The following is a 22,261-nucleotide window of genomic DNA, read 5'->3' on the forward strand; positions in this document are numbered from 1 at the left end:
ATGTGTACAACATGCGGTTGCGCTGAAGGCAACCTTTATATAGAGGGTGATGAGCATAACCCTCATTCCGCGTTTCGCAGCGCGCCTTTTGCCCCGGCAGCTCGCCCGGCGCTGAATATTACCGGCATAAAAACGTCCGAATTCACCCCGAGCCAGACGGAAGAAGGCGATCTGCACTACGGTCACGGTGAAGCCGGCACCCACGCGCCAGGCATGAGCCAGCGGCGTATGCTGGAAGTAGAAATCGACGTGCTGGATAAAAACAACCGTCTGGCCGAGCGCAACCGCGCCCGCTTCGCCGCGCGCCAACAGTTGGTGCTCAACCTCGTCTCCAGCCCAGGATCCGGTAAAACCACTCTGCTTACCGAAACGCTGATGAAGCTGAAAGACAGCGTCCCGTGCGCCGTCATTGAAGGCGACCAGCAGACGGTCAACGACGCCGCGCGCATTCGCGCCACGGGCACTCCGGCCATTCAGGTCAACACCGGCAAAGGCTGTCACCTCGATGCGCAGATGATTGCCGATGCCGCGCCGCGTCTGCCGCTGGAAGACCACGGCATTCTGTTTATCGAAAACGTCGGCAACCTCGTCTGCCCGGCGAGTTTTGATCTCGGCGAACGCCATAAAGTGGCGGTGCTTTCTGTCACCGAAGGCGAAGACAAGCCGCTGAAATACCCGCATATGTTCGCCGCCGCCTCGCTGATGCTGCTCAACAAAGTCGACCTGCTACCGTACCTGAATTTCGACGTTGAGAAGTGCATTGCCAGTGCCCGGGAAGTTAATCCGGATATAGAGATCATCCTGATTTCCGCCACCAGCGGCGAAGGAATGGATCAGTGGCTGAACTGGCTGGAGGCACAGCGATGTGCATAGGCGTTCCCGGCCAAATCCGCACTATCGAAGGTAACCTGGCGAAAGTCGACGTTTGCGGCATTCAGCGCGACGTCGATCTGACGCTGGTCGGCAGTTGTGATGAGCACGGCGAACCTCGTCTGGGCCAGTGGGTACTGGTCCACGTCGGTTTTGCCATGAGCGTGATTAACGAAGCCGAAGCGCGCGACACGCTCGATGCGCTCCAGAACATGTTTGATGTTGAGCCGGACGTCGGCGCTTTGCTGTATGGCGAGGAAAAATAATGCGTTTTGTTGACGAATACCGCGCGCCGGAACAGGTGATGCAACTGATTGAACACCTGCGTGAACGTGCCGCGCATCTGCCGTATACCGCTGAACGTCCGCTGCGCATTATGGAAGTTTGCGGCGGCCATACACACGCGATCTTCAAATTTGGTCTCGACCAGTTGCTCCCTGATAACGTGGAGTTTATCCACGGCCCGGGTTGTCCGGTCTGCGTACTGCCGATGGGACGTATCGACAGTTGCGTTGAAATTGCCAGCCATCCGGAGGTGATTTTCTGTACCTTTGGCGACGCCATGCGCGTGCCGGGGAAACAAGGTTCGCTGTTGCAGGCGAAAGCGCGCGGTGCGGACATTCGCATCGTCTACTCGCCGATGGATGCGCTCAAACTGGCGCAGGAAAACCCAACGCGTAAAGTCGTGTTTTTCGGCCTCGGCTTTGAAACGACCATGCCGACCACCGCCATTACCCTGCAACAGGCAAAACTGCGCGACGTGCAGAATTTTTACTTCTTCTGTCAGCACATCACGCTCATTCCGACCCTGCGCAGCCTGCTGGAACAGCCCGATAACGGCATCGACGCGTTTCTCGCTCCAGGTCACGTCAGTATGGTGATCGGTACCGACGCCTATCATTTTATTGCCAGTGAGTTTCATCGTCCGCTGGTGGTCGCTGGATTCGAACCCCTTGATCTACTGCAAGGCGTCGTGATGCTGGTTGAGCAGAAAATAGCGGCCCACAGCCAGGTCGAAAACCAGTATCGCCGCGTGGTGCCAGACGCCGGCAACCTGTTGGCGCAACAGGCTATTGCCGACGTATTTTGCGTCACCGGCGACAGCGAGTGGCGCGGCCTGGGGGTGATTGAATCCTCCGGCGTGCATCTGACGCCTGACTATCAGCGTTTTGATGCCGAAGCGCATTTCCGACCGGCACCTCAGCAGGTTTACGACGACCCGCGCGCCCGCTGCGGCGACGTGCTGACCGGGAAATGTAAACCGCATCAGTGCCCGTTGTTTGGCAAGACCTGTAATCCAGAGACCGCCTTCGGCGCACTGATGGTCTCTTCAGAAGGCGCATGCGCCGCCTGGTATCAGTATCGTCAGCAGGAGTGTGAAGCATGAAGAGCGTACAACTCGCCCACGGTAGCGGCGGTCAGGCCATGCAGCAACTGATTAACAGTCTGTTTATGGAAGCCTTCGCTAACCCGTGGCTGGCGGAGCAGGAAGATCAGGCGCGGCTTGAACTGGCGCAACTGGTCGCTGAAGGCGATCGGCTGGCATTCTCCACCGACAGCTACGTCATTGACCCACTGTTTTTCCCCGGCGGCAACATCGGCAAGCTGGCGATCTGCGGTACCGCCAATGACGTCGCCGTCAGCGGCGCAATTCCACGCTATCTCTCCTGCGGCTTTATCCTCGAAGAAGGACTGCCGATGGAGACGCTGAAAAGCGTGGTAAACAGCATGGCCGCCACCGCGCGTGAGGCCAATATCGCGATCGTGACCGGCGATACAAAAGTTGTTCAACGTGGCGCAGCGGACAAATTATTCATCAACACCGCAGGCATGGGGGCGATTCCAGCCAATATTCACTGGGGTGCACAAACCCTGGCAGCGGGCGACGTGCTGCTGGTCAGCGGTACGCTGGGCGATCACGGCGCCACTATTCTTAATCTGCGTGAACAGTTAGGGCTGGATGGCGAACTGGTCAGCGACTGCGCGGTATTAACGCCGCTAATTCAGTCGTTGCGCGATATCCCCGGCGTGAAAGCCCTGCGCGACGCGACGCGTGGCGGCGTGAACGCGGTCACCCATGAGTTTGCCGCCGCCTGCGGTTTTGGCATTGAGCTGTCCGAATCCGCACTTCCCGTGAAACCTGCCGTTCGTGGAGTATGTGAACTACTGGGTCTGGATGCGCTTAACTTCGCAAACGAAGGCAAGCTGGTCATTGCCGTTGAACGTCAGGCGGCCGGGCAGGTGCTGGCGGCGTTGCATGCCCATCCGTTGGGGCGCGATGCGGCACTGATTGGCGAAGTGGTCGAACGTAAAGGTGTGCGTCTGGCCGGTCTTTACGGCGTGAAGCGCACGCTGGATTTACCGCATGCAGAACCGCTGCCGCGGATCTGTTAAGTCCGTCATTATGCCGGATGGCGGCGTCGCCTTATCCAGCCTACACAATCGGTTGAACCGTTGGTCGAATAAGGCGTTTTCGCCGTTATTCAACTCACACAAACTGTTCGAACCGTAGGCCGGATAAGGCGTTTTTTGTCGACACCCGGCGGAAGTCGAGTATCTATATCTATAATTTAATTTCTTTTTTTGCACCGCGCAGCGGTACTTTCCTGGAAAAGCAATATGTCGTATACACCGATGAGCGATCTCGGGCAGCAAGGATTGTTCGACATCACTCGCACATTGTTACAGCAGCCCGACCTGCAATCGCTAAGCGAGGCGCTTTCGCAACTGGTAAAGCGCTCGGCGCTTGCCGACAGCGCGGCGATTGTGTTGTGGCAAGCGCAGACACAGCGGGCGTCCTGGTACGCCACGCGCGATAACGGCAAACCCGTCATCTACGAAGATGAAACCGTGCTGGCCCACGGCCCGATCCGCCGTATTCTCTCTCGCCCCGATGCCCTGCACTGCAATTATCACGAGTTTTCAGAAACCTGGCCGCAACTGGCTGCTGGCGGCCTTTACCCGCCATTCGGCCACTACTGCCTGCTGCCGCTGGCGGCGGATGGCCGCATTTTTGGCGGCTGCGAATTTATCCGCAACGACGATCGCCCCTGGAGCGAAAAAGAGTACGAGCGTCTGCAAACCTTCACCCAGATTGTCGGCGTGGTGGCAGAGCAAATTCAGTGCAGGGTCACGAACAACGTCGATTACGATCTCTTGTGCCGCGAACGCGACAACTTTCGTATTCTGGTCGCCATCACTAACGCCGTACTCTCCCGGCTCGACATGGATGAGCTGGTAAGTGAAGTCGCCAAAGAGATCCATCACTATTTCAACATCGACGACATCAGCATTGTCCTGCGTAGCCACCGTAAAAATAAGCTCAGCATTTACTCCACTCACTACCTCGATGAAAATCATCCCGCACACGAACAAAGCGAAGTCGATGAAGCTGGCACTCTGACGGAACGGGTGTTTAAAAGCAAAGAGATGCTGCTGATAAACCTGAACGAACGGGACGCGCTGGCCCCCTATGAACGCATGCTGTTCGATACGTGGGGCAACCAGATTCAGACGCTGTGCCTGCTACCGCTGATGTCGGGCAACACCATGCTCGGCGTACTCAAGCTGGCGCAGTGTGAAGAAAAAGTGTTTACCACCGCCAACCTGAACCTGCTGCGCCAGATTGCCGGGCGCGTCGCCATCGCCGTGGACAACGCCCTCGCCTATCAGGAAATCCATCGGCTGAAAGAGCGGCTGGTGGATGAAAACCTGGCGCTTACCGAACAGCTCAACAATGTCGACAGCGAGTTTGGTGAAATCATCGGGCGCAGCGATGCGATGTACAGCGTGCTCAAGCAGGTCGAGATGGTGGCCCAGAGCGACAGCACTGTGCTGATCCTCGGTGAAACCGGCACCGGGAAAGAGCTGATTGCCCGCGCAATCCACAATCTGAGTGGGCGTAACGCACGCCGGATGGTGAAGATGAACTGCGCCGCCATGCCCGCTGGCCTGCTGGAAAGTGACCTGTTCGGTCACGAACGCGGCGCCTTCACCGGTGCCAGTGCGCAGCGCATTGGCCGCTTTGAGCTGGCGGATAAAAGTTCTTTGTTCCTGGATGAAGTGGGCGACATGCCGCTGGAATTACAGCCTAAGCTTTTACGCGTCTTACAGGAACAGGAATTTGAGCGTCTGGGCAGCAATAAGCTGATCCAGACCGACGTGCGCCTGATCGCCGCCACCAACCGTGACCTGAAAAAAATGGTCGAGGATCGCGAGTTTCGTAGCGATCTCTACTACCGCCTCAACGTTTTTCCGATCCGACTTCCGCCGCTGCGCGAACGCCCGGAAGATATCCCCCTGCTGGTGAAAGCATTCACCTTTAAAATCGCTCGCCGCCTGGGGCGTAACATCGACAGTATCCCGGCGGAAACCCTGCGCATCCTCAGCAATATGGAGTGGCCGGGTAATGTGCGCGAACTGGAGAACGTGGTGGAACGTGCCGTTCTGCTGACGCGAGGAAGCGTGCTGCAACTCTCGCTGCCGGATATCGGCATGCTCTCACCTGGCGAACCGCCCGTCGCGACCGAAGTCGCCCAGGAAGGGGAAGACGAGTATCAGCTCATCCTGCGGGTGCTGAAAGAGACCAATGGTGTGGTTGCAGGCCCGAAAGGCGCAGCTCAGCGACTGGGTCTTAAGCGCACCACGCTGCTTTCACGCATGAAGCGTTTAGGCATTGATAAAGACGCGCTGGTTTGAGGCACGCGTTGCTGGATGTCGGGTGGGCAATTATCCGTAGGCCGGATTAAGGCGAAGCCGCCATCCGGCATTTCGCTTCACTTCTTACGCGAGTATTTTTCCGGCAGTTCCGGCACGGGACGTTTATCGTCGATGAGATGACGAACGGTCAGGATGGGATGACGCCAGAGCATTCTCGGCCCCGCCCAGCGCATAATCTGCTTCATCTCTTCACGCTTCGCTGGTTGATAACAGTGTACGGGACACTGTTTACAGGCCGGTTTATCCTCGCCAAAGACGCACTTATCCAGACGTTTTTGCGCATAGGCAAACAGCGCGTCGTAGTGTTCCGGCTCATCAGATGCCTGCGGACACTGGCTCTCGTACAGCGCGATCATTTTTTTAATCGTCAGTTTTTCGCGAGCAATGCGCTTGCCGGACATGATGCGCCCTCCACTACATTAAGGTGTATTTATTCTACAACTTAAATTCTCGCAACACTATCACCCAAAGGTGACACTCCCCCACCCACACCTCAAATAAGAATTATTTTCATTTAACACTATCTTTATACATGCCTTGTGCTATATAACATAGCAAAGGCTATATTCGATGAATAATTAACCACTTTTTTTATGAGGGATACTATGTCGCACCTCTCCCGTCTGACCTCGTCTCTGCTGGCGGCTGTACTGGCCATCTGCATGCTGTCACCGGCTTATGCCAAAGAGAAGCTCAATGTCGTTACCACCTTCACGATCATTGCGGACATGGCGCAAAACGTGGCGGGTGAGGCGGCCAACGTCAGTTCGATCACCAAACCCGGCGCGGAAATTCATGAGTATCAACCCACTCCGGGCGACATTAAGCGAGCGCAGGGGGCGCAATTGATCCTCTCTAACGGTCTGAATCTGGAGCTGTGGTTTGCCCGCTTCTACCAGAATTTGTCGGGTGTGCCGGAAGTGACGGTTTCTGACGGGGTGAAACCCATGGGCATCAGCGAAGGACCGTATAACGGGAAACCCAACCCTCACGCCTGGATGTCGGCGGAAAACGCGATGATCTACGTCGACAATATTCGCGACGCGCTGACGAAATACGATCCGGATAACGCCGCGATTTACCAGAAAAATGCCGAACGTTATAAAGCGCAAATTCACCAGACGCTGGCCCCTCTCCATGCCGCGCTGGCAAAAATCCCTGCCGATAAACGCTGGCTGGTCACCAGCGAAGGAGCGTTCTCTTATCTTGCCCGCGATAACGATCTGCAAGAGCTGTATCTCTGGCCGATCAACGCCGATCAGCAGGGAACGCCCAAACAGGTACGTAAAGTGATCGATGCGATCAGAGCGCATCAGATCCCCACCGTATTCAGCGAAAGCACCGTATCAGATAAACCGGCCCGTCAGGTCGCGCGGGAATCCGGCGCACATTACGGCGGCGTGCTGTATGTCGATTCCCTGAGCGCCGCCGATGGCCCCGTTCCCACCTATCTCGATCTGCTACGCGTTACCACCGAGACCATCGTCAGTGGTATCAATGACGGTTTGAGGAGTCAGAAATGAGTCAATCTGCGATTACCGTGAATCAGGTGACGGTGACGTATCGCAATGGTCATACCGCACTACGCGATGCCACCTTTCAGGTACCGGGCGGTTCGATTGCCGCGCTGGTAGGAGTCAACGGGTCGGGAAAATCAACGTTGTTCAAAGCACTGATGGGTTTTGTCCGCCTGGCCGACGGCGACATTTCCATCCTGCAACAGCCGGTGAATCACGCGCTGAAGCAGAATCTGATTGCCTACGTCCCACAGTCCGAAGAGGTTGACTGGTCATTTCCGGTGCTGGTGGAAGACGTCGTGATGATGGGCCGCTACGGACATATGGGCTGGCTACGTCGTCCGAAGGCTCAGGATCATGCCAGTGTTGACGCTGCGCTGGCGCGGGTGGATATGCTGGAATACCGCCACCGGCAGATTGGCGAGCTTTCTGGCGGGCAGAAAAAACGCGTCTTCCTCGCCAGGGCCATTGCCCAGGATGGCCAGGTCATTCTGCTGGATGAGCCTTTTACCGGCGTCGATGTCAAAACCGAAGCGCGCATTATTGCGCTGCTACGCGAGTTGCGCGATGAGGGGCGCACGATGCTGGTCTCCACCCACAATCTCGGGTCAGTCACCGAATTCTGTGATTATACGGTGATGATCAAAGGCACCGTGCTGGCGAGCGGCCCGACCGAAACCACTTTTACCGCCGACAACCTTGAACTGGCGTTCAGCGGCGTCCTGCGTCACGTCGCGCTCAGCGGCGGCGAAGAACACATCATTACCGACGACGAACGCCCGTTTATCTCCCGACGAGCGGCAGGCTGCGGAGAGTCATCATGAACTGGCTGACAGAACCCTTTGGTTATCAGTACATGCTCAACGCGATGTGGGTATCGGCGATGGTTGGCGGACTGTGCGCCTTTCTCTCCTGCTATTTAATGCTTAAAGGCTGGTCGTTGATTGGCGATGCGCTGTCGCACTCCATCGTGCCAGGCGTTGCCGGTGCCTACATGCTCGGCTTGCCCTTCTCTCTCGGTGCCTTTCTCTCCGGTGGCCTGGCAGCAGGCAGTATGCTTTTTCTGAACCAGCGCTCACGGCTTAAAGAAGATGCCATTATTGGCCTGATCTTCTCGTCATTCTTTGGCATCGGGCTGTTTATGGTGTCGCTCAACCCGATGTCGGTGAATATTCAGACCATCATTCTCGGCAACGTACTGGCCATCGCGCCGGAAGACATTGTGCAACTGGCGATTATCGGCACGGTTTCCCTGCTCATCCTGCTGCTGAAGTGGAAGGATCTGATGGTCACTTTTTTCGATGAAAACCACGCCCGCTCCATTGGCCTGCACCCGGCCCGTCTGAAGCTGCTGTTTTTCACTCTGTTATCGGTGTCCACCGTCGCCGCGCTGCAAACCGTGGGGGCATTTCTGGTGATCTGCCTGGTCGTGACGCCCGGTGCCACCGCCTGGCTGCTGACTGACCGCTTTCCACGCCTTCTTATGATCGCCGTTGCGATCGGCAGTGTGACCAGTTTTTTCGGCGCCTGGCTCAGCTACTGGCTGGACGGGGCGACCGGCGGGATCATTGTGGTGCTACAAACCGTATTATTCCTGCTGGCGTTCGTTTTTGCCCCCAAACACGGCCTGCTGGCAAACCGCCGTCGCGCACGACGTAAGGAGTCATCATGTTTCTGAGCACTCTGCTGGAACCCTTTCAGTTCGACTTTATGGTCAACGCGCTGGCCGTCTCCGCTCTTGTGGCGATTCCCTGTGCGTTACTGTCGGTATTTCTGGTGCTCAAAGGCTGGGCGCTCATGGGCGATGCCATGAGTCATGCGGTTTTTCCGGGAATTGTGCTGGCTTATATCGTCGGTATTCCACTGGCTATCGGCGCGTTTATTGCGGGCCTATTCTGCGCAGTCGCGACCGGATATCTTGATGACAACAGCCGCATCAAACGCGACACCATCATGGGGATCGTCTTCTCCGGGATGTTTGGCGCCGGACTGGTACTCTATGTCTCTATCCAGTCAGAGGTTCACCTCGATCATATTCTGTTCGGCGACATGCTAGGGATTTCGCTGAGCGATATTGGGCAAACGGCCTTCATTGTACTGGGTATCGCCCTGATCATTGCATTCAAGTGGAAAGATTTGCTGCTGCACGCCTTCGATCCGCATCAGGCGAAAGCCTGCGGCCTTAACACGACTTTGCTGCATTACGGACTGCTGTGCATGATTGCGCTGACCATTGTGGCGACGCTGAAATCGGTGGGGATCATTTTGTCAATCTCCCTGCTGATCGCCCCAGGCGCGATTGCCATTTTACTCACCCGCCGGTTTGCTCATGCGCTGTTGCTGGCAACGGGTCTGTCGGTGGTTACCTCATTTTTAGGTGTGTATCTGTCATTCTTCCTCGACAGCGCACCCGCTCCCACGATCGTCGTGCTGTTCACCATTCTCTTTATCGCGGCGTTTGTTTTTGCCGCATTACGCGACCGACATTCGGAATTGCGACAACAACAATCGGTGTAAAATTCTGAAACGGAAGAAGGATCGAGAAGTCGGCGATCCTGACTTTCCCTGAAATGCGTATCTCCGCTATCATGTGTCCCTTATGTGATAACAACGAAAACTAAAAGTATCGCAACCCATTTACATTCAGGGACTGGACACAACTCCATGAGTACAATCGATAATCTCGACGCCCACACCCCAATGATGCAGCAGTATCTCAAGCTGAAGGCCCAACACCCGGAGATCCTGCTTTTCTATCGCATGGGCGACTTTTACGAACTCTTTTACGACGATGCAAAACGGGCGTCGCAGTTGCTCGACATTTCGCTGACGAAGCGCGGTGCGTCTGCGGGCGAGCCCATCCCGATGGCGGGTATTCCCCATCATGCGGTCGAAAACTACCTCGCCAAGCTGGTCAATCAGGGTGAATCCGTCGCCATTTGCGAGCAAATTGGCGACCCGGCCACCAGTAAAGGGCCGGTTGAGCGTAAAGTCGTGCGTATTGTCACGCCGGGCACCATCAGTGATGAAGCCCTGCTACAGGAGCGCCAGGACAATTTGCTCGCCGCCATCTGGCAGGACAGTAAAGGCTACGGTTATGCTACGCTGGACATCAGCTCCGGGCGTTTTCGTCTGAGCGAACCCGCCGATCGCGAAACAATGGCCGCCGAACTGCAACGGACCAACCCGGCGGAACTGCTCTACGCCGAAGATTTCGCGGAGATGGCTCTGATTGAAGATCGTCGAGGATTACGTCGTCGCCCGCTGTGGGAATTTGAAATTGATACTGCACGTCAGCAGTTGAATTTGCAGTTTGGTACCCGCGATCTGATTGGCTTTGGCGTTGAAAACGCGCCGCGCGGACTTTGCGCCGCTGGCTGCCTGTTGCAGTACGTCAAGGATACCCAACGCACTTCCCTGCCGCATATTCGCTCTATCACCATGGAGCGGCAGCAGGACAGCATCATCATGGATGCCGCGACGCGCCGCAATCTGGAGATCACCCAGAATCTGGCTGGGGGCATGGAGAACACGCTGGCCGCCGTGCTCGACTGCACCGTGACGCCGATGGGCAGCCGTATGCTCAAACGCTGGCTGCATATGCCGGTACGTGATACGAAAATCCTGACAGAACGTCAGCAAACCATTGGTTCATTACAGGATGCAACCAGCGAACTGCAGCCCGTGCTTCGCCAGGTGGGCGATCTGGAACGTATTCTTGCGCGTCTGGCACTGCGCACCGCGCGTCCGCGCGATCTCGCTCGCATGCGCCACGCTTTCCAGCAACTGCCGGAACTGCGTGCGCAACTGGAATCGGTGGACAGCGCCCCTGTACAAATGCTGCGTGAGAAAATGGGCGAATTCGCCGAACTGCGGGAACTGCTGGAACGAGCGGTCGTTGACGCTCCCCCGGTTCTCGTTCGTGACGGTGGTGTTATTGCGCCAGGCTACAACGAAGAGCTTGATGAGTGGCGTGCCCTGGCAGACGGTGCGACCGACTATCTCGACAGGCTGGAAATCCGTGAGCGCGAGCGTACCGGGCTGGACACGCTGAAAGTCGGCTTTAACGCGGTGCACGGCTATTACATCCAGATTAGCCGTGGGCAGAGCCATCTCGCGCCAATTAACTACGTCCGCCGTCAGACGCTGAAAAACGCTGAGCGCTACATCATCCCAGAACTCAAAGAGTACGAAGATAAAGTTCTGACCTCCAAAGGCAAAGCGCTGGCGCTGGAAAAACAGCTCTATGATGAACTGTTCGACCTACTGCTACCGCATCTGGCGGATCTGCAACAGAGCGCCAGTGCGCTGGCGGAACTCGATGTACTGGTGAATCTGGCCGAACGCGCGTACACGCTGAACTACACCTGCCCAACCTTCAGCGATAAGCCAGGTATTCGTATTACCGAGGGCCGCCATCCGGTGGTGGAGCAGGTCCTGAATGAGCCGTTTATCGCCAACCCGCTCGACCTCTCACCACAGCGCAGAATGCTGATCATTACCGGACCAAACATGGGCGGTAAAAGTACCTACATGCGCCAGACCGCGCTGATTGCCCTGCTGGCCTATATCGGTAGCTACGTACCGGCGCAGAAGGTGGAGATTGGTCCTGTCGATCGTATCTTTACCCGTGTAGGCGCGGCGGACGATCTGGCCTCCGGGCGCTCCACCTTCATGGTAGAGATGACCGAAACGGCCAACATTCTGCACAACGCCACTGAGAACAGCCTGGTGCTAATGGATGAGATTGGCCGCGGGACATCCACTTACGATGGCCTGTCGCTGGCGTGGGCATGTGCGGAAAATCTGGCGAATAAGATCAAAGCGCTGACGCTGTTCGCGACGCACTACTTCGAGCTGACACAGTTGCCGGAAAAAATGGAAGGCGTAGCCAACGTCCATCTCGACGCGTTAGAGCACGGCGATACCATTGCCTTTATGCATAGCGTGCAGGACGGTGCGGCCAGTAAGAGCTACGGCCTGGCGGTCGCAGCGCTGGCGGGCGTTCCGAAAGAGGTGATCAAACGTGCGCGACAGAAACTGCGCGAACTGGAGAGCATTTCACCCAACGCGGCGGCAACACAGGTGGATGGCACCCAGATGTCGCTGCTGTCCGTTCCCGAAGAGACCTCTCCTGCCGTTGAAGCACTGGAAAATCTCGACCCGGATTCGCTAACGCCCCGTCAGGCGCTGGAGTGGATCTATCGGCTGAAGAGTCTGGTGTAAGAAAAAGGCCCGATGCCGCTTTGCGTATCGGGCCACATATTAACGGTACTTTTCCCAGGTCGGATAAGGCCTCAGCCGCCATCCGGCACTCCGTCAGCGCTTATCTTCTGTCAGCAGCGGCGGAATAGTGGGTACCATCGGCGCCTCATCGATATCTTTCTGCGTCATACGAAACGCCTGCGGGTAGTGTTCGCGGCTGGTACGACGTAGCGGCTCCGTATCACGCCAGGTGTACAGGCAATGTTGGCACTGATACACCGTCCAGACGCCTTTCACTGGCGAGGTCGCCATCACTTCAATATGTTCATCAGCACAACGTGGGCAAATCATCTGAGGCTCCTTATTTACGGTTGGCCAGCATGGCAGTCAGCTTTTCAGCCCAGGCTTTGGTTTCCGGGAGATCGCACACCGGCTGGCTATAGTGACCACGGTTATCCGGCGCAACGGGCGTGGTGGCGTCGATAATCAGCTTATCGGTGATCCCCGCCGGACTTGAGCCCGGATCCAGTTCCAGTACTGACATATTCGGTAGCTGAACCAGATCCCCCGCCGGGTTGACTTTCGACGACAGCGCCCACATCACCTGCGGCAGGTTGAACGGATCGACATCTTCATCCACCATAATTACCATCTTCACGTAACCCAGCCCGTGTGGCGTGGTCATCGCACGCAATCCCACCGCTCGCGCAAAACCACCGTAGCGTTTTTTGGTCGAGATAATCGCCAGCAGGCCGTGGGTATACATGGCGTTAACCGCCTGCACTTCCGGGAACTCCGCTTTTAGTTGCTGATACAGCGGAACGCAGGTGGCCGGCCCCATCAAATAGTCTATTTCTGTCCACGGCATACCGAGATAAAGGGATTCAAAAATCGGTTTACTGCGATACGACACCTTATCAATACGCACAACCGTCATATTGCGACCACCGGAATAGTGGCCGGTAAACTCGCCAAACGGCCCTTCAATTTCACGTTTGCGGCTTTCAATCACCCCTTCCAGGATCACCTCCGATCCCCACGGCACATCAAACCCGGTCAACGGGGCGGTGGCGATGGGATACGGGCTTTCGCGTAGCGCCCCCGCCATTTCATATTCGGACTGATCGTACTTCAGCGGTGTCGCCCCCATCAGCGTGATGATCGGATCGTTACCCAGGGTGATAGCGATCGGCAGATCCTCGCCGCGCTCTTCCGCCTTATGCAGATGCAGCGCGATATCATGCATCGGTACCGGTTGCAGGCCCAGCTTACGCTTGCCCTTCACTTCCATTCGGTAGATACCGACGTTCTGCTTGCCGAAGTTGTCCGGGTCGAGCGGATCGCGGGAGACTACGCAGGCTTTATCCAGGTAAAATCCGCCATCGCCGTCGTTCAGGCGAAACAGCGGCAGAATATCGAACAGGTTAATCGCTTCGCCATCGACACTGTTTTCCGCCCATGCCGGATTCGCGCGGCGTTCCGGGGTGACCGGGAACTTATCCCAGCGACGAATAAACTCATCTATCTGCTTTTTCACTGGCGTATTCGGCGGTAAGCCCAATGAAATGGCATGATTTTGCCAGGAGCCGATGGTATTCATCGCCACACGCGCGTCGGTAAAACCACGAATATTATCGAACCATAGCGCCGGTGCGCCGTCGCCAATACGGCCAGTGGCGTTGGCAGCCGCGGCCAGATCCGGCTCCGCATTCACCTCTTCACTGATTTTCAGCAATTGTCCCTGGTCGTCGAGCGCCTGCAAAAAGCTGCGCAAATCATCAAATGCCATTATTCATTCTCCTGTGAAAAATTCTGTGCCTGCGCTAATCCCTGCCAGCGACGCGCATGCGGGTGCTCCAGCGCAAACTGGTCCAGTACGCGGGCCACGATGTGTTGCGTAATATCATCAACGGACTGTGGATGGTTATAGAAAGCAGGCATGGGCGGCACCATCGCCACGCCCATGTGTGAAAGCGCGAGCATGTTTTCGAGATGCACCGTACTGAGCGGCATTTCACGCGGCACCAGCACCAACTTGCGCCCTTCTTTCAGCACCACGTCGGCAGCGCGTCCCACCAGACCGTCGGCGTAGCCTGCGCGTATTCCAGCCAGGGTTTTCATGCTGCAAGGAATAACGATCATGCCGTCGGTACGAAACGAACCTGACGAGATGGTCGCCGCCTGATCCGCCGGGCTGTGGCAAAAATCGGCCAGTCCGGCAACGTCGCGCGCACGGTATGGCGTTTCCAGTTCAATGGTGGTTTTGGCCCATTTCGACATCACCAGATGCGTTTCCACATCCGGCATCTTCCGCAGCGCCTGCAACAGTGCTACACCCAGCGGCGCTCCCGTTGCCCCAGTCATCCCCACAATCAGTCTCATTCATCACTCCACAAATTGTTCGTATACGAACATTTAATATAAATTACCCCTGTAAAACAGCGACGACAATAGCGCCCGTTTTTTTCCGCACGTATTGCTTAAGATTTCCTCGTTAAAAAACGCGGTGTTACCCGTTATGATAGGAGACATGATTTTTAGCCTGGAGTTTTCATGGAGTTACGGAATAAAGCGTTTCACCTGTTACGCCAGCTGTTCCAACAACATACGGCGCGTTGGCAGCATGCGTTGCCGGATCTGACTAAACCACAGTACGCGGTGATGCGTGCCATTGCGGAACGTCCCGGCATTGAACAGGTTAATCTGATGGAGGCCGCCGTCAGTACCAAAGCGACGCTGGCAGAAATGCTAAGCCGAATGGAAAAACGTGGGCTGGTGAGGCGTGAAAACGATCCGCTGGATAAACGTCGCCGCTTCGTTTATCTGACCCCTGAAGGAGAAGCCTTGCTGAAGGTAAGCATGCCGTTGGGAAATCGGGTGGATGAGGAATTTCTGGGACGGTTGAATGACGAGGAACGCGCGCAATTCGCCCTGCTAATCAAGAAAATGATGCCTGATTAACAAACCTGAGTAAGCATGAAAATGCTCCCGTCTGCCTTCACCAGCAAAAACACAGCGTAGTCAGCCAGAAAGAAGAAGGCCAGCCTCAAAGAGGCTGGCCTTTCTTGTTAGAACGGTGCTTACTCGCGGAAGAGCGCTTCGATATTCAGCCCTTGAGTCTGCAGAATTTCACGCAGACGGCGAAGGCCTTCAACCTGAATCTGACGAACACGTTCACGAGTCAGACCGATTTCGCGGCCCACATCTTCCAGTGTTGCAGCTTCATAACCCAGCAGACCAAAACGACGTGCCAGCACTTCACGCTGTTTGGCGTTCAGTTCGAACAGCCATTTGAGGGGTTTGAAGGCCAATGGAACGAAAACGTACGTTAAGAATGTAATTTATTGATATTCATAAAAATAAAAAAAGGATCGCTGATTGATCCTTTTGTTTTGCTATTTGAATTTCGATAAACATTAACCACGAGAATGCAGTAGCTCGGCTATCTCATGAGCAATTTCATCGATTGTATGAGTTGCAGTACTACGAGCAACTTTGTCTGCTAATGATGGACTAAAATCGACAACTTCTTGTTTTGTAATATTATGCCATATGGGAAGCAATATTTGCTCACCAGAAATAGCACGAGTGACGATTCCATCAAGTTCATAATTTGTCCAACCTTTGCTTATAAACGCCGGAGACAAAACTACTAACCCAACACGACTGTTTGCTAAACCTTTGTCTATTTTTTGTCTCAGGCTGTCACCAATTCTTAACGTCATTTCGTCATACCATACATTAAGGCCGTGACTGATTAATGAGTTTGCCAGAGAGCGAACAAAATCATCTTTATCCTCTGAGGCATGCGAAATAAATACGTCATGTATCTCGTTGCTCTGTGCTGTTGACGGTGGTCTGTTATCTCTTACCAGACTAGGAACTTCGCTTAACGGCCTATCCTGAATTTCAGGAAGAACCCCTGGAAGAACGCGAACAGAAGCCCTGGTACTCCCCCTTAATCCCTGCATATCTACAGCAATATGCCAATGGCCTGATGAAGGGATCTGTAACCTTATGGGGGAGCGCTTTGCTAACCCACCAATGTAGGAATGTCGTCGGCCATTCTTATAACTACTGAAGTTAGAACTATCCATTAGTCTAACATTTGCACCACTGGTAAGGGTGATTTCAACAATCTCCCCTCTTTTTCTTTGACCAAGATCATTATGGATGAATTGCATGTAAGTCTGCTCTCTTCATTTGAATTGGAAGAATGTAGCCACTTCCTGATTATACTGTATCCAGTGGTTGAGAGTATCTCTTAGTGTGAAAAAATAAATTATAAGACTTTTACTCGGTATGGATGAAGATGTAAAATCCGTAAACCAGAGAATAAATGAGGAAAAAGCGTGACCAAGCACAAAGTTTTCATCAGTTACCACCATGCTAATGACCAATGGTACAAAAACGAACTTGAAAAAATGAATGATGTTTTTGATATTTTTGTGAATCGCTCGGTATCACTTGGTGACATTGATGAAGAAGAAGAACCTCAAAAGATCAGAGAAATAATAAGGGATGAATATTTACGTGATACATCCGCTCTTATTTTACTCGTTGGGACTGAGACTAAAAATAGAAAGCATGTTGATTGGGAATTATATTCATCCATGAGGGATAGTCCCAGAAACGGCAAATCAGGTATTTTTATTATAAATCTTCCTTCAACAGGGACAAACAACATTAGAGCCAGTCATGGTGAAAATGAAAAAAATGAATTTCATCCTAATATAACCGAGTGGATAACAATCAACGACAGAACAACATATAAAGAAATATATCCATATATGCCTGAAAGAGTTATCGATAACTTGATGAGTGAAAAGTCATATATATCAATAGTCAACTGGGATCAGATACACAATAACCCAGAAAACCTTAGAAAAATGATTGAGTTAACATATCAAGATAAAGATAAGTGCGAATACGTTTTTTCTACCCCAATGAGAATGCGTAATGGCTAGCAGAAACAGTAAAGGGGAGTATGATACTCCCCTTTACTTGTTACCAATCCCATTTGGTGGTGTTCACGTTAAATGTTTGTTGAACCCGTGATGTGAAAAAATCATTTACTACTTTAAAATCGTTACATATTTTACTGTAGTTATAGTATTGCTTTTGTATTTTATTTATAGGCGTCAGGTGAACTTTTAATGGTGTATTAGTTATAACATCAATAACTTCATCCTTATCTGATATATATTTATACCATCTTTTATAATTATTTTGATTTTTAGTTAAAAATTTATTTAACACCATTAACATATCATTGCTAATATTATATAACTCATTGTCTTTTTTTGGATTCAATAGTTTCATTTCATCTCTAATAAATTGATATGTCTGATAATATGATGAGATAACTTCATCGAATGCGTCCACATTTTTCTTCAACTTAAAGATAGCTCTTTTTGAATCCAGATGATTTTTTATACTTTTGCGATATAACGTACCACTTTCATTGAACAGAACATTAACGCCGCCTAAACTTAATTTCTCTACTTTAAATGAGTATTTTTTTAAAAGATATAACGCTACAATTAGCCATATAAAAATAGATATTAGTAGTATATATATAATACCAGTTACTAAAGGTTTGTTTTTATTAAATACGGTGTAAATTGAAGGTACATATAATGAAAGATCCACTGTACACATTACAGCAATTACCGCAATGAAAGCTATCGTCCAAATTATAACAAATGTTCTCACAATTCCACCTTGTCAGTTGTAAGATAATCAATCATTGATTGGTGAACGTTCTGAATTGATAATTTTATATACGGTTGAACGCGCAATACCCATATGCTTAGCTATTTCAGTTGCTCCAGTTCCTTTATCATGCATAAATTTTATTTTATTCCTGTCTATTTTCCGTTTTCTGCCAAATTTAATTCCTTTAGACTTGGCCTCAATTCTTCCTTCATTTGTTCGTTCAAAGATGCGAGTACGTTCTGCTTGTGCCACTGCTGATAGAATTGTGACGATCATCTTCCCCATTTCTCCATCGGTACTGATCCCATCATCAATGAATCGGACTGCCACACCCAAGGCATCGAATTCTTTTATTAGTTGAATCATATCGGCAGTGTCACGACCAAGACGGTCTAGCTTCTTCACCAGAATGACATCTCCATCTTCCACCTTCATGCGCAACAGCTCAAGTCCTTCCCTGGCAGCTGAACTTCCCGATGCCTTGTCCGTAAAAATACGGTTGGCTTTTACCCCCGCGTTCTTAAGTGCTCTAATTTGAATATCTAGGGACTGCTGACTGGTTGAGACCCGTGCGTAACCAAAAAGTCGCATAAAAATGTACCTTAAATCGAATATCAGACACCTTGTGTCTATTATGGCAAAAATACGATTTAATAGACAGTCCATGCCTGCCGTTTTATGCTGTCTTATAAATTATAACATTTCGGACGGTTGCGAAATTGTTAATATATAACCGTCAGGCAGGAAGGCCTATATGCCCGTCGATTTTCTGACCACTGAGCAGGAACTGAATTATGGTCGCTATGTTGCAGAACCCAATGACGTGCAGCTGGCGCGCTATTTTCATCTTGATGAGCGAGATCTTGCCTTCATTAACCAGCGACGGGGAAGGCATAACCGGCTGGGAATTGCGCTTCAGCTCACCACCGCCCGTTTTCTGGGCACCTTTCTGACAGATTTAACCCGGGTTCTGCCGGGTGTTCAGCAATTTGTCGCGGTGCAGCTTAATATCCGCCGTCCGGAAGTCCTTTCCCGCTACGCAGAACGGGATACCACCCTCAGAGAGCATACTGCGCTGATTAAGGAATATTACGGTTACCATGAATTTGGCGATTTCCCCTGGTCTTTCCGCCTGAAGCGCCTGCTATACACCCGTGCATGGCTCAGTAATGAGCGACCCGGCCTGATGTTTGATTTTGCCACCGCCTGGTTGCTTCAGAATAAGGTCCTGCTGCCCGGAGCAACCACACTTGTACGTCTCGTCAGTGAAATACGTGAACGGGCAAATCAGCAACTTTGGAAGAAACTGGCCGCGTTGCCGGACAGCTGGCAGACCGCCCGCGTGACTGAGCTGCTGGACATTCCTGAGGGGCAGCGAATTTCACCGCTGGAGCAACTGAAAAAGGGACCTGTCACCGTCAGCGGTCCGGCATTTACCGAAGCGCTGGAGCGGTATATCCGGCTGCGAAACCTGGAGTTTTCCCGACTGAGTTTTACCGGTCTGCCCGCTATACAACTACGTAATCTGGCCCGTTACGCAGGCATGGCGTCGGTAAAATATATCGCGCGAATGCCACAGCAGAGAAAGCTGGCCGTACTCACCGCATTCGTTAAAGCACAGGAGACTGCGGCGCTGGATGAAGCCGTTGATGTGCTCGATATGCTTATACTGGATATCACTCGTGCGGCGAAGAAAACGGGGCAGAAAAAACGGCTCAGGACGCTGAAAGATCTTGACCGTGCTGCGCTACTGCTGGCGCAGGCATGTTCATTGTTGCTAGCTGAGCAGGCTGACGATGCTGAACTGAGGGAGACCATATTCAGCAGCATACCGAAAAGTAGGCTGGCAGAATCCGTCAGCAAGGTAAATGAGCTGGCCCGGCCTCAGAACAACAATTTCCATGACGAAATGGTGGAACAGTACGGGCGGGTAAAGCGTTTTCTTCCGGCGGTATTGCGCGACCTGCATTTCCAGGCAGCGCCAGCCGGAGAACATACGCTGTCCGCCATTCATTATCTGACCGAACTGAACGGCTCGAAAAAGCGCATCCTGGACGATGCGCCTGAACATATTATTACCGGCCCCTGGAAACGCCTGGTATACGATGCGGAGGGCCGGATACAGCGTGCCGGTTACTCGCTTTGTCTGCTGGAGCGCCTTCAGGATGCACTACGCCGACGGGACATCTGGCTCGAAAACAGCGATCGCTGGGGAAATCCCCGCGAGAAGCTGTTGCAGGGGGAAGAATGGCAGGTTCAGCGGGTCCCCATCTGTCGGGCGCTGGGACATCCCACTGATGGACATAAAGGCGTGCAACAGCTGGCGGTCCAACTGGATAAAACCTGGAAAGCCGTCGCATCTCGCTTTGAAGGAAATGCGGAGGTTAATATCTGCCATGACGGTAAATATCCTTCCCTGACTATCAGCAGCCTGGAGAAACTGGAGGAGCCACCATCGTTGCATCGTCTCAACAGTCGGGTAAGGCAGCTACTCCCGCCGGTAGATTTGACGGAACTGTTGCTTGAGATAGATGCCAGAACGGGCTTTACACGTGAGTTTACGCATGTCAGTGAATCCGGGGCCCGGGCGCAGGATCTGCACATCAGCCTGTGCGCGGTCCTGATGGCTGAGGCTTGCAATATCGGGCTGGAACCGCTGATAAAGCACAATATACCGGCGCTGACGCGCCACCGGCTCAGTTGGGTGAAACAGAATTACCTCCGGGCAGAAACGCTGGTCAGCGCCAATGTCCGCCTGGTTGATTTTCAGTCCACACTGGAGCTTGCTGGCCGCTGGGGTGGCGGCGAAGTGGCTTCAGCTGACGGCATGCGCTTTGTCACGCCGGTGAAAACCGTCAATTCAGGACCTAACAGAAAATATTTTGGTTCCGGACGTGGCATCACCTGGTACAACTTCGTCTCTGATCAGTATTCTGGATTCCACGGCATCGTTGTTCCCGGCACATTACGTGATTCCATTTTTGTGCTGGAAGGCCTTCTGGAGCAGCAGACAGGGCTGAATCCGGTTGAGATCATGACAGACACAGCCGGTACCAGCGACATTATTTTTGGCCTCTTCTGGCTGCTGGGATACCAGTTTTCTCCTCGGCTTGCCGATGCCGGTGAAGCAGTATTCTGGCGGGTGGATAAATCGGCAAATTACGGTGCACTAGACGAACTGGCTCGTGGTTGTGCCGATCTGTCGAAAGCCGAGTATCAGTGGGATGAGATGATGCGAGCCGCCGGTTCGCTGAAACTGGGTACCATTCATGCTTCAGAACTCATTCGCTCTTTGCTGAAAAGCTCGCGCCCATCAGGGTTGGCACAGGCGATCATGGAAGTGGGGCGCGTCAACAAGACGCTGTACCTTCTAAATTATATTGATGATGAAGATTATCGTCGGCGGATCCTGACGCAGCTAAACCGGGGAGAAGGCCGCCATGCTGTGGCGAGGGCGATCTGCTACGGGCAGCGCGGTGAGATCAGAAAGCGCTATCGTGAAGGTCAGGAAGATCAACTGGGTGCACTGGGCCTCGTCACTAACGCAGTGGTACTGTGGAACACACTTTATATGCAGGAAGCCCTGAGCTGGATGCGCAGGAATGGAGAAGAAACCGGGGGTGAAGATATCGTCCGGTTATCCCCACTGATGCACGGGCATATCAATATGCTGGGGCATTATACGTTCACGCTACCGGAGGATATTTTGAAGGGGGAACTGAGAGAATTAAATTTTAATTTAAACAATGAATTACCTTCTTAGCGTACGTTTTCGTTCCATTGGCCCTCAAACCCCATAAGCCAATTGATCGAGGGCGATACGCCCGAAACGCTACAACGCTACCTGCCCGCAACGCTGCAGTTTAGGCATCAGTAATAACTGAGCATTTTTGAATACCCTACAGAGGTGAAATCTGGTGCGAATCCAACAATCAAAAATCAATATTTGTAGTGATGTGATGCGGAAAGGTCTTCACTGCATCAGTAATCACACCAATCGGGTTAAACGGCAAACTGAGTGGTGGTAAAGACTGACACCGGCATTATTACTGTCACTGTGGAACATCACTCCGGCGGGTTTACCGCAAGCTTCCCACGCAATTTCCAGCGCTTTGATGTCAGCTTGCTGTCCGGTGAGAATGACATTGCCCAACCCTCAGGTTTCCTTGCGAACAGATCGAGAACAACAGCAAGGTAAGCCCAACGCTTGCCTGTCCAGAGTAGAGTAAGAG

The 22,261-nt window shown here is 52.9% G+C and carries 20 protein-coding genes and 2 pseudogenes; 13 read left to right on the forward strand and 9 right to left on the reverse strand.

Going from position 1 to position 22,261, the window contains the following annotated elements; all coding sequences use genetic code 11:
* The 5 genes from hypB to flhA all read left to right on the forward strand — a co-directional run bounded on the left by hypB (window position 1) and on the right by flhA (window position 5,568).
* Window positions 1–873, forward strand: coding sequence for a hydrogenase nickel incorporation protein HypB (gene hypB / locus C2U53_RS03485; RefSeq protein ID WP_042999585.1), 873 nt, complete (start codon window positions 1–3; stop codon window positions 871–873).
* Window positions 864–1,136 (forward strand): hydrogenase 3 maturation protein HypC, encoded by a 273-nt coding sequence (gene hypC / locus C2U53_RS03490; RefSeq protein WP_042999584.1) that lies wholly within the window; start codon window positions 864–866, stop codon window positions 1,134–1,136. Before hypB ends, hypC begins: the two co-directional genes overlap by 10 nt.
* On the forward strand, window positions 1,136–2,257 hold the full coding sequence (gene hypD, locus C2U53_RS03495) for a hydrogenase formation protein HypD (RefSeq protein WP_044266644.1): 1,122 nt from the start codon (window positions 1,136–1,138) through the stop codon (window positions 2,255–2,257). The genes hypC and hypD overlap by 1 nt, the downstream gene beginning before the upstream one ends.
* The gene (hypE, locus tag C2U53_RS03500; RefSeq protein ID WP_104445639.1) at window positions 2,254–3,264 is read left to right on the forward strand and encodes a hydrogenase maturation carbamoyl dehydratase HypE; all 1,011 of its coding nucleotides are present in this window, start codon (window positions 2,254–2,256) and stop codon (window positions 3,262–3,264) included. The genes hypD and hypE overlap by 4 nt, the downstream gene beginning before the upstream one ends.
* Before the next feature lie 225 nt (window positions 3,265–3,489).
* Window positions 3,490–5,568: a formate hydrogenlyase transcriptional activator FlhA gene (flhA, locus tag C2U53_RS03505; RefSeq protein WP_044255048.1), complete on the forward strand. Its 2,079-nt coding sequence runs from the start codon at window positions 3,490–3,492 to the stop codon at window positions 5,566–5,568.
* Window positions 5,569–5,645: 77 nt separating this feature from the next.
* Here flhA and C2U53_RS03510 read toward each other — a convergent pair whose 3' ends face one another.
* Window positions 5,646–5,990: a nitrous oxide-stimulated promoter family protein gene (locus C2U53_RS03510; RefSeq protein ID WP_042999580.1), complete on the reverse strand. Its 345-nt coding sequence runs from the start codon at window positions 5,988–5,990 to the stop codon at window positions 5,646–5,648.
* Window positions 5,991–6,194: 204 nt separating this feature from the next.
* On the opposite strand from C2U53_RS03510, the gene C2U53_RS03515 reads away from it, so the two are divergent.
* The 5 genes from C2U53_RS03515 to mutS all read left to right on the forward strand — a co-directional run bounded on the left by C2U53_RS03515 (window position 6,195) and on the right by mutS (window position 12,332).
* On the forward strand, window positions 6,195–7,112 hold the full coding sequence (locus C2U53_RS03515) for a metal ABC transporter substrate-binding protein (RefSeq protein WP_042999579.1): 918 nt from the start codon (window positions 6,195–6,197) through the stop codon (window positions 7,110–7,112).
* Window positions 7,109–7,930: an iron/manganese ABC transporter ATP-binding protein SitB gene (gene sitB, locus C2U53_RS03520; protein WP_042999578.1), complete on the forward strand. Its 822-nt coding sequence runs from the start codon at window positions 7,109–7,111 to the stop codon at window positions 7,928–7,930. Before C2U53_RS03515 ends, sitB begins: the two co-directional genes overlap by 4 nt.
* Entirely contained in the window at window positions 7,927–8,784 is an 858-nt protein-coding gene (gene sitC / locus C2U53_RS03525) for an iron/manganese ABC transporter permease subunit SitC (protein ID WP_042999577.1), read from the forward strand. The genes sitB and sitC overlap by 4 nt, the downstream gene beginning before the upstream one ends.
* Complete coding sequence (sitD, locus tag C2U53_RS03530; RefSeq protein ID WP_042999576.1) at window positions 8,775–9,623, forward strand: iron/manganese ABC transporter permease subunit SitD; 849 nt, start codon at window positions 8,775–8,777, stop codon at window positions 9,621–9,623. Before sitC ends, sitD begins: the two co-directional genes overlap by 10 nt.
* 147 nt (window positions 9,624–9,770) lie before the next feature.
* Window positions 9,771–12,332 (forward strand): DNA mismatch repair protein MutS, encoded by a 2,562-nt coding sequence (mutS, locus tag C2U53_RS03535; protein WP_104445640.1) that lies wholly within the window; start codon window positions 9,771–9,773, stop codon window positions 12,330–12,332.
* 93 nt (window positions 12,333–12,425) lie between these two features.
* Here mutS and C2U53_RS03540 read toward each other — a convergent pair whose 3' ends face one another.
* Genes C2U53_RS03540 through C2U53_RS03550 form a run of 3 tightly spaced genes read right to left on the reverse strand, consistent with a single transcriptional unit; the run spans window position 12,426 to window position 14,693 of the window.
* The gene (locus tag C2U53_RS03540) at window positions 12,426–12,662 is read right to left on the reverse strand and encodes a non-oxidative hydroxyarylic acid decarboxylases subunit D (protein WP_042999548.1); all 237 of its coding nucleotides are present in this window, start codon (window positions 12,660–12,662) and stop codon (window positions 12,426–12,428) included.
* Window positions 12,663–12,672: 10 nt separating this feature from the next.
* On the reverse strand, window positions 12,673–14,100 hold the full coding sequence (locus C2U53_RS03545; RefSeq protein ID WP_042999547.1) for a non-oxidative hydroxyarylic acid decarboxylases subunit C: 1,428 nt from the start codon (window positions 14,098–14,100) through the stop codon (window positions 12,673–12,675).
* The gene (locus C2U53_RS03550; RefSeq protein WP_042999546.1) at window positions 14,100–14,693 is read right to left on the reverse strand and encodes a non-oxidative hydroxyarylic acid decarboxylases subunit B; all 594 of its coding nucleotides are present in this window, start codon (window positions 14,691–14,693) and stop codon (window positions 14,100–14,102) included. Before C2U53_RS03550 ends, C2U53_RS03545 begins: the two co-directional genes overlap by 1 nt.
* 171 nt (window positions 14,694–14,864) lie before the next feature.
* Between C2U53_RS03550 and C2U53_RS03555 the strand changes: the two genes are divergently transcribed.
* Entirely contained in the window at window positions 14,865–15,272 is a 408-nt protein-coding gene (locus C2U53_RS03555; protein WP_042999545.1) for a MarR family winged helix-turn-helix transcriptional regulator, read from the forward strand.
* Between the two features lie 119 nt (window positions 15,273–15,391).
* On the opposite strand, the pseudogene C2U53_RS03560 reads toward C2U53_RS03555, so the two are convergent.
* Window positions 15,392–15,607, reverse strand: a pseudogene (locus C2U53_RS03560) (sigma factor-like helix-turn-helix DNA-binding protein); the annotation flags it as partial.
* A 120-nt stretch (window positions 15,608–15,727) separates the two neighbouring features.
* The gene (locus C2U53_RS03565) at window positions 15,728–16,495 is read right to left on the reverse strand and encodes a DUF1883 domain-containing protein (RefSeq protein WP_001159650.1); all 768 of its coding nucleotides are present in this window, start codon (window positions 16,493–16,495) and stop codon (window positions 15,728–15,730) included.
* Between the two features lie 168 nt (window positions 16,496–16,663).
* On the opposite strand from C2U53_RS03565, the gene C2U53_RS03570 reads away from it, so the two are divergent.
* Window positions 16,664–17,278 (forward strand): TIR domain-containing protein, encoded by a 615-nt coding sequence (locus C2U53_RS03570; RefSeq protein ID WP_000160641.1) that lies wholly within the window; start codon window positions 16,664–16,666, stop codon window positions 17,276–17,278.
* Window positions 17,279–17,318: 40 nt separating this feature from the next.
* On the opposite strand, the gene C2U53_RS03575 is transcribed toward C2U53_RS03570, so the two are convergent.
* Both C2U53_RS03575 and C2U53_RS03580 read right to left on the reverse strand, forming a co-directional pair.
* Window positions 17,319–18,026, reverse strand: a complete 708-nt coding sequence (locus C2U53_RS03575) for a hypothetical protein (RefSeq protein ID WP_001258875.1) — start codon at window positions 18,024–18,026, stop codon at window positions 17,319–17,321.
* Window positions 18,027–18,053: 27 nt separating this feature from the next.
* Window positions 18,054–18,620: a recombinase family protein gene (locus C2U53_RS03580; protein WP_004098835.1), complete on the reverse strand. Its 567-nt coding sequence runs from the start codon at window positions 18,618–18,620 to the stop codon at window positions 18,054–18,056.
* A gap of 163 nt (window positions 18,621–18,783) precedes the next feature.
* Here C2U53_RS03580 and C2U53_RS03585 point away from each other — a divergent pair, with 163 nt between their 5' ends.
* Window positions 18,784–21,792 (forward strand): Tn3 family transposase, encoded by a 3,009-nt coding sequence (locus C2U53_RS03585; RefSeq protein ID WP_004098837.1) that lies wholly within the window; start codon window positions 18,784–18,786, stop codon window positions 21,790–21,792.
* A 279-nt stretch (window positions 21,793–22,071) separates the two neighbouring features.
* Here the strand turns inward: C2U53_RS03585 and C2U53_RS30255 are convergent.
* Window positions 22,072–22,259 (reverse strand): annotated as a pseudogene (locus C2U53_RS30255) (DDE-type integrase/transposase/recombinase); the annotation flags it as partial.
* Window positions 22,260–22,261: the final 2 nt, after the last annotated feature.

The organism is Citrobacter sp. CFNIH10, from assembly GCF_002934585.1.
Taxonomy (GTDB): Bacteria; Pseudomonadota; Gammaproteobacteria; order Enterobacterales; family Enterobacteriaceae; genus Citrobacter_A; species Citrobacter_A amalonaticus.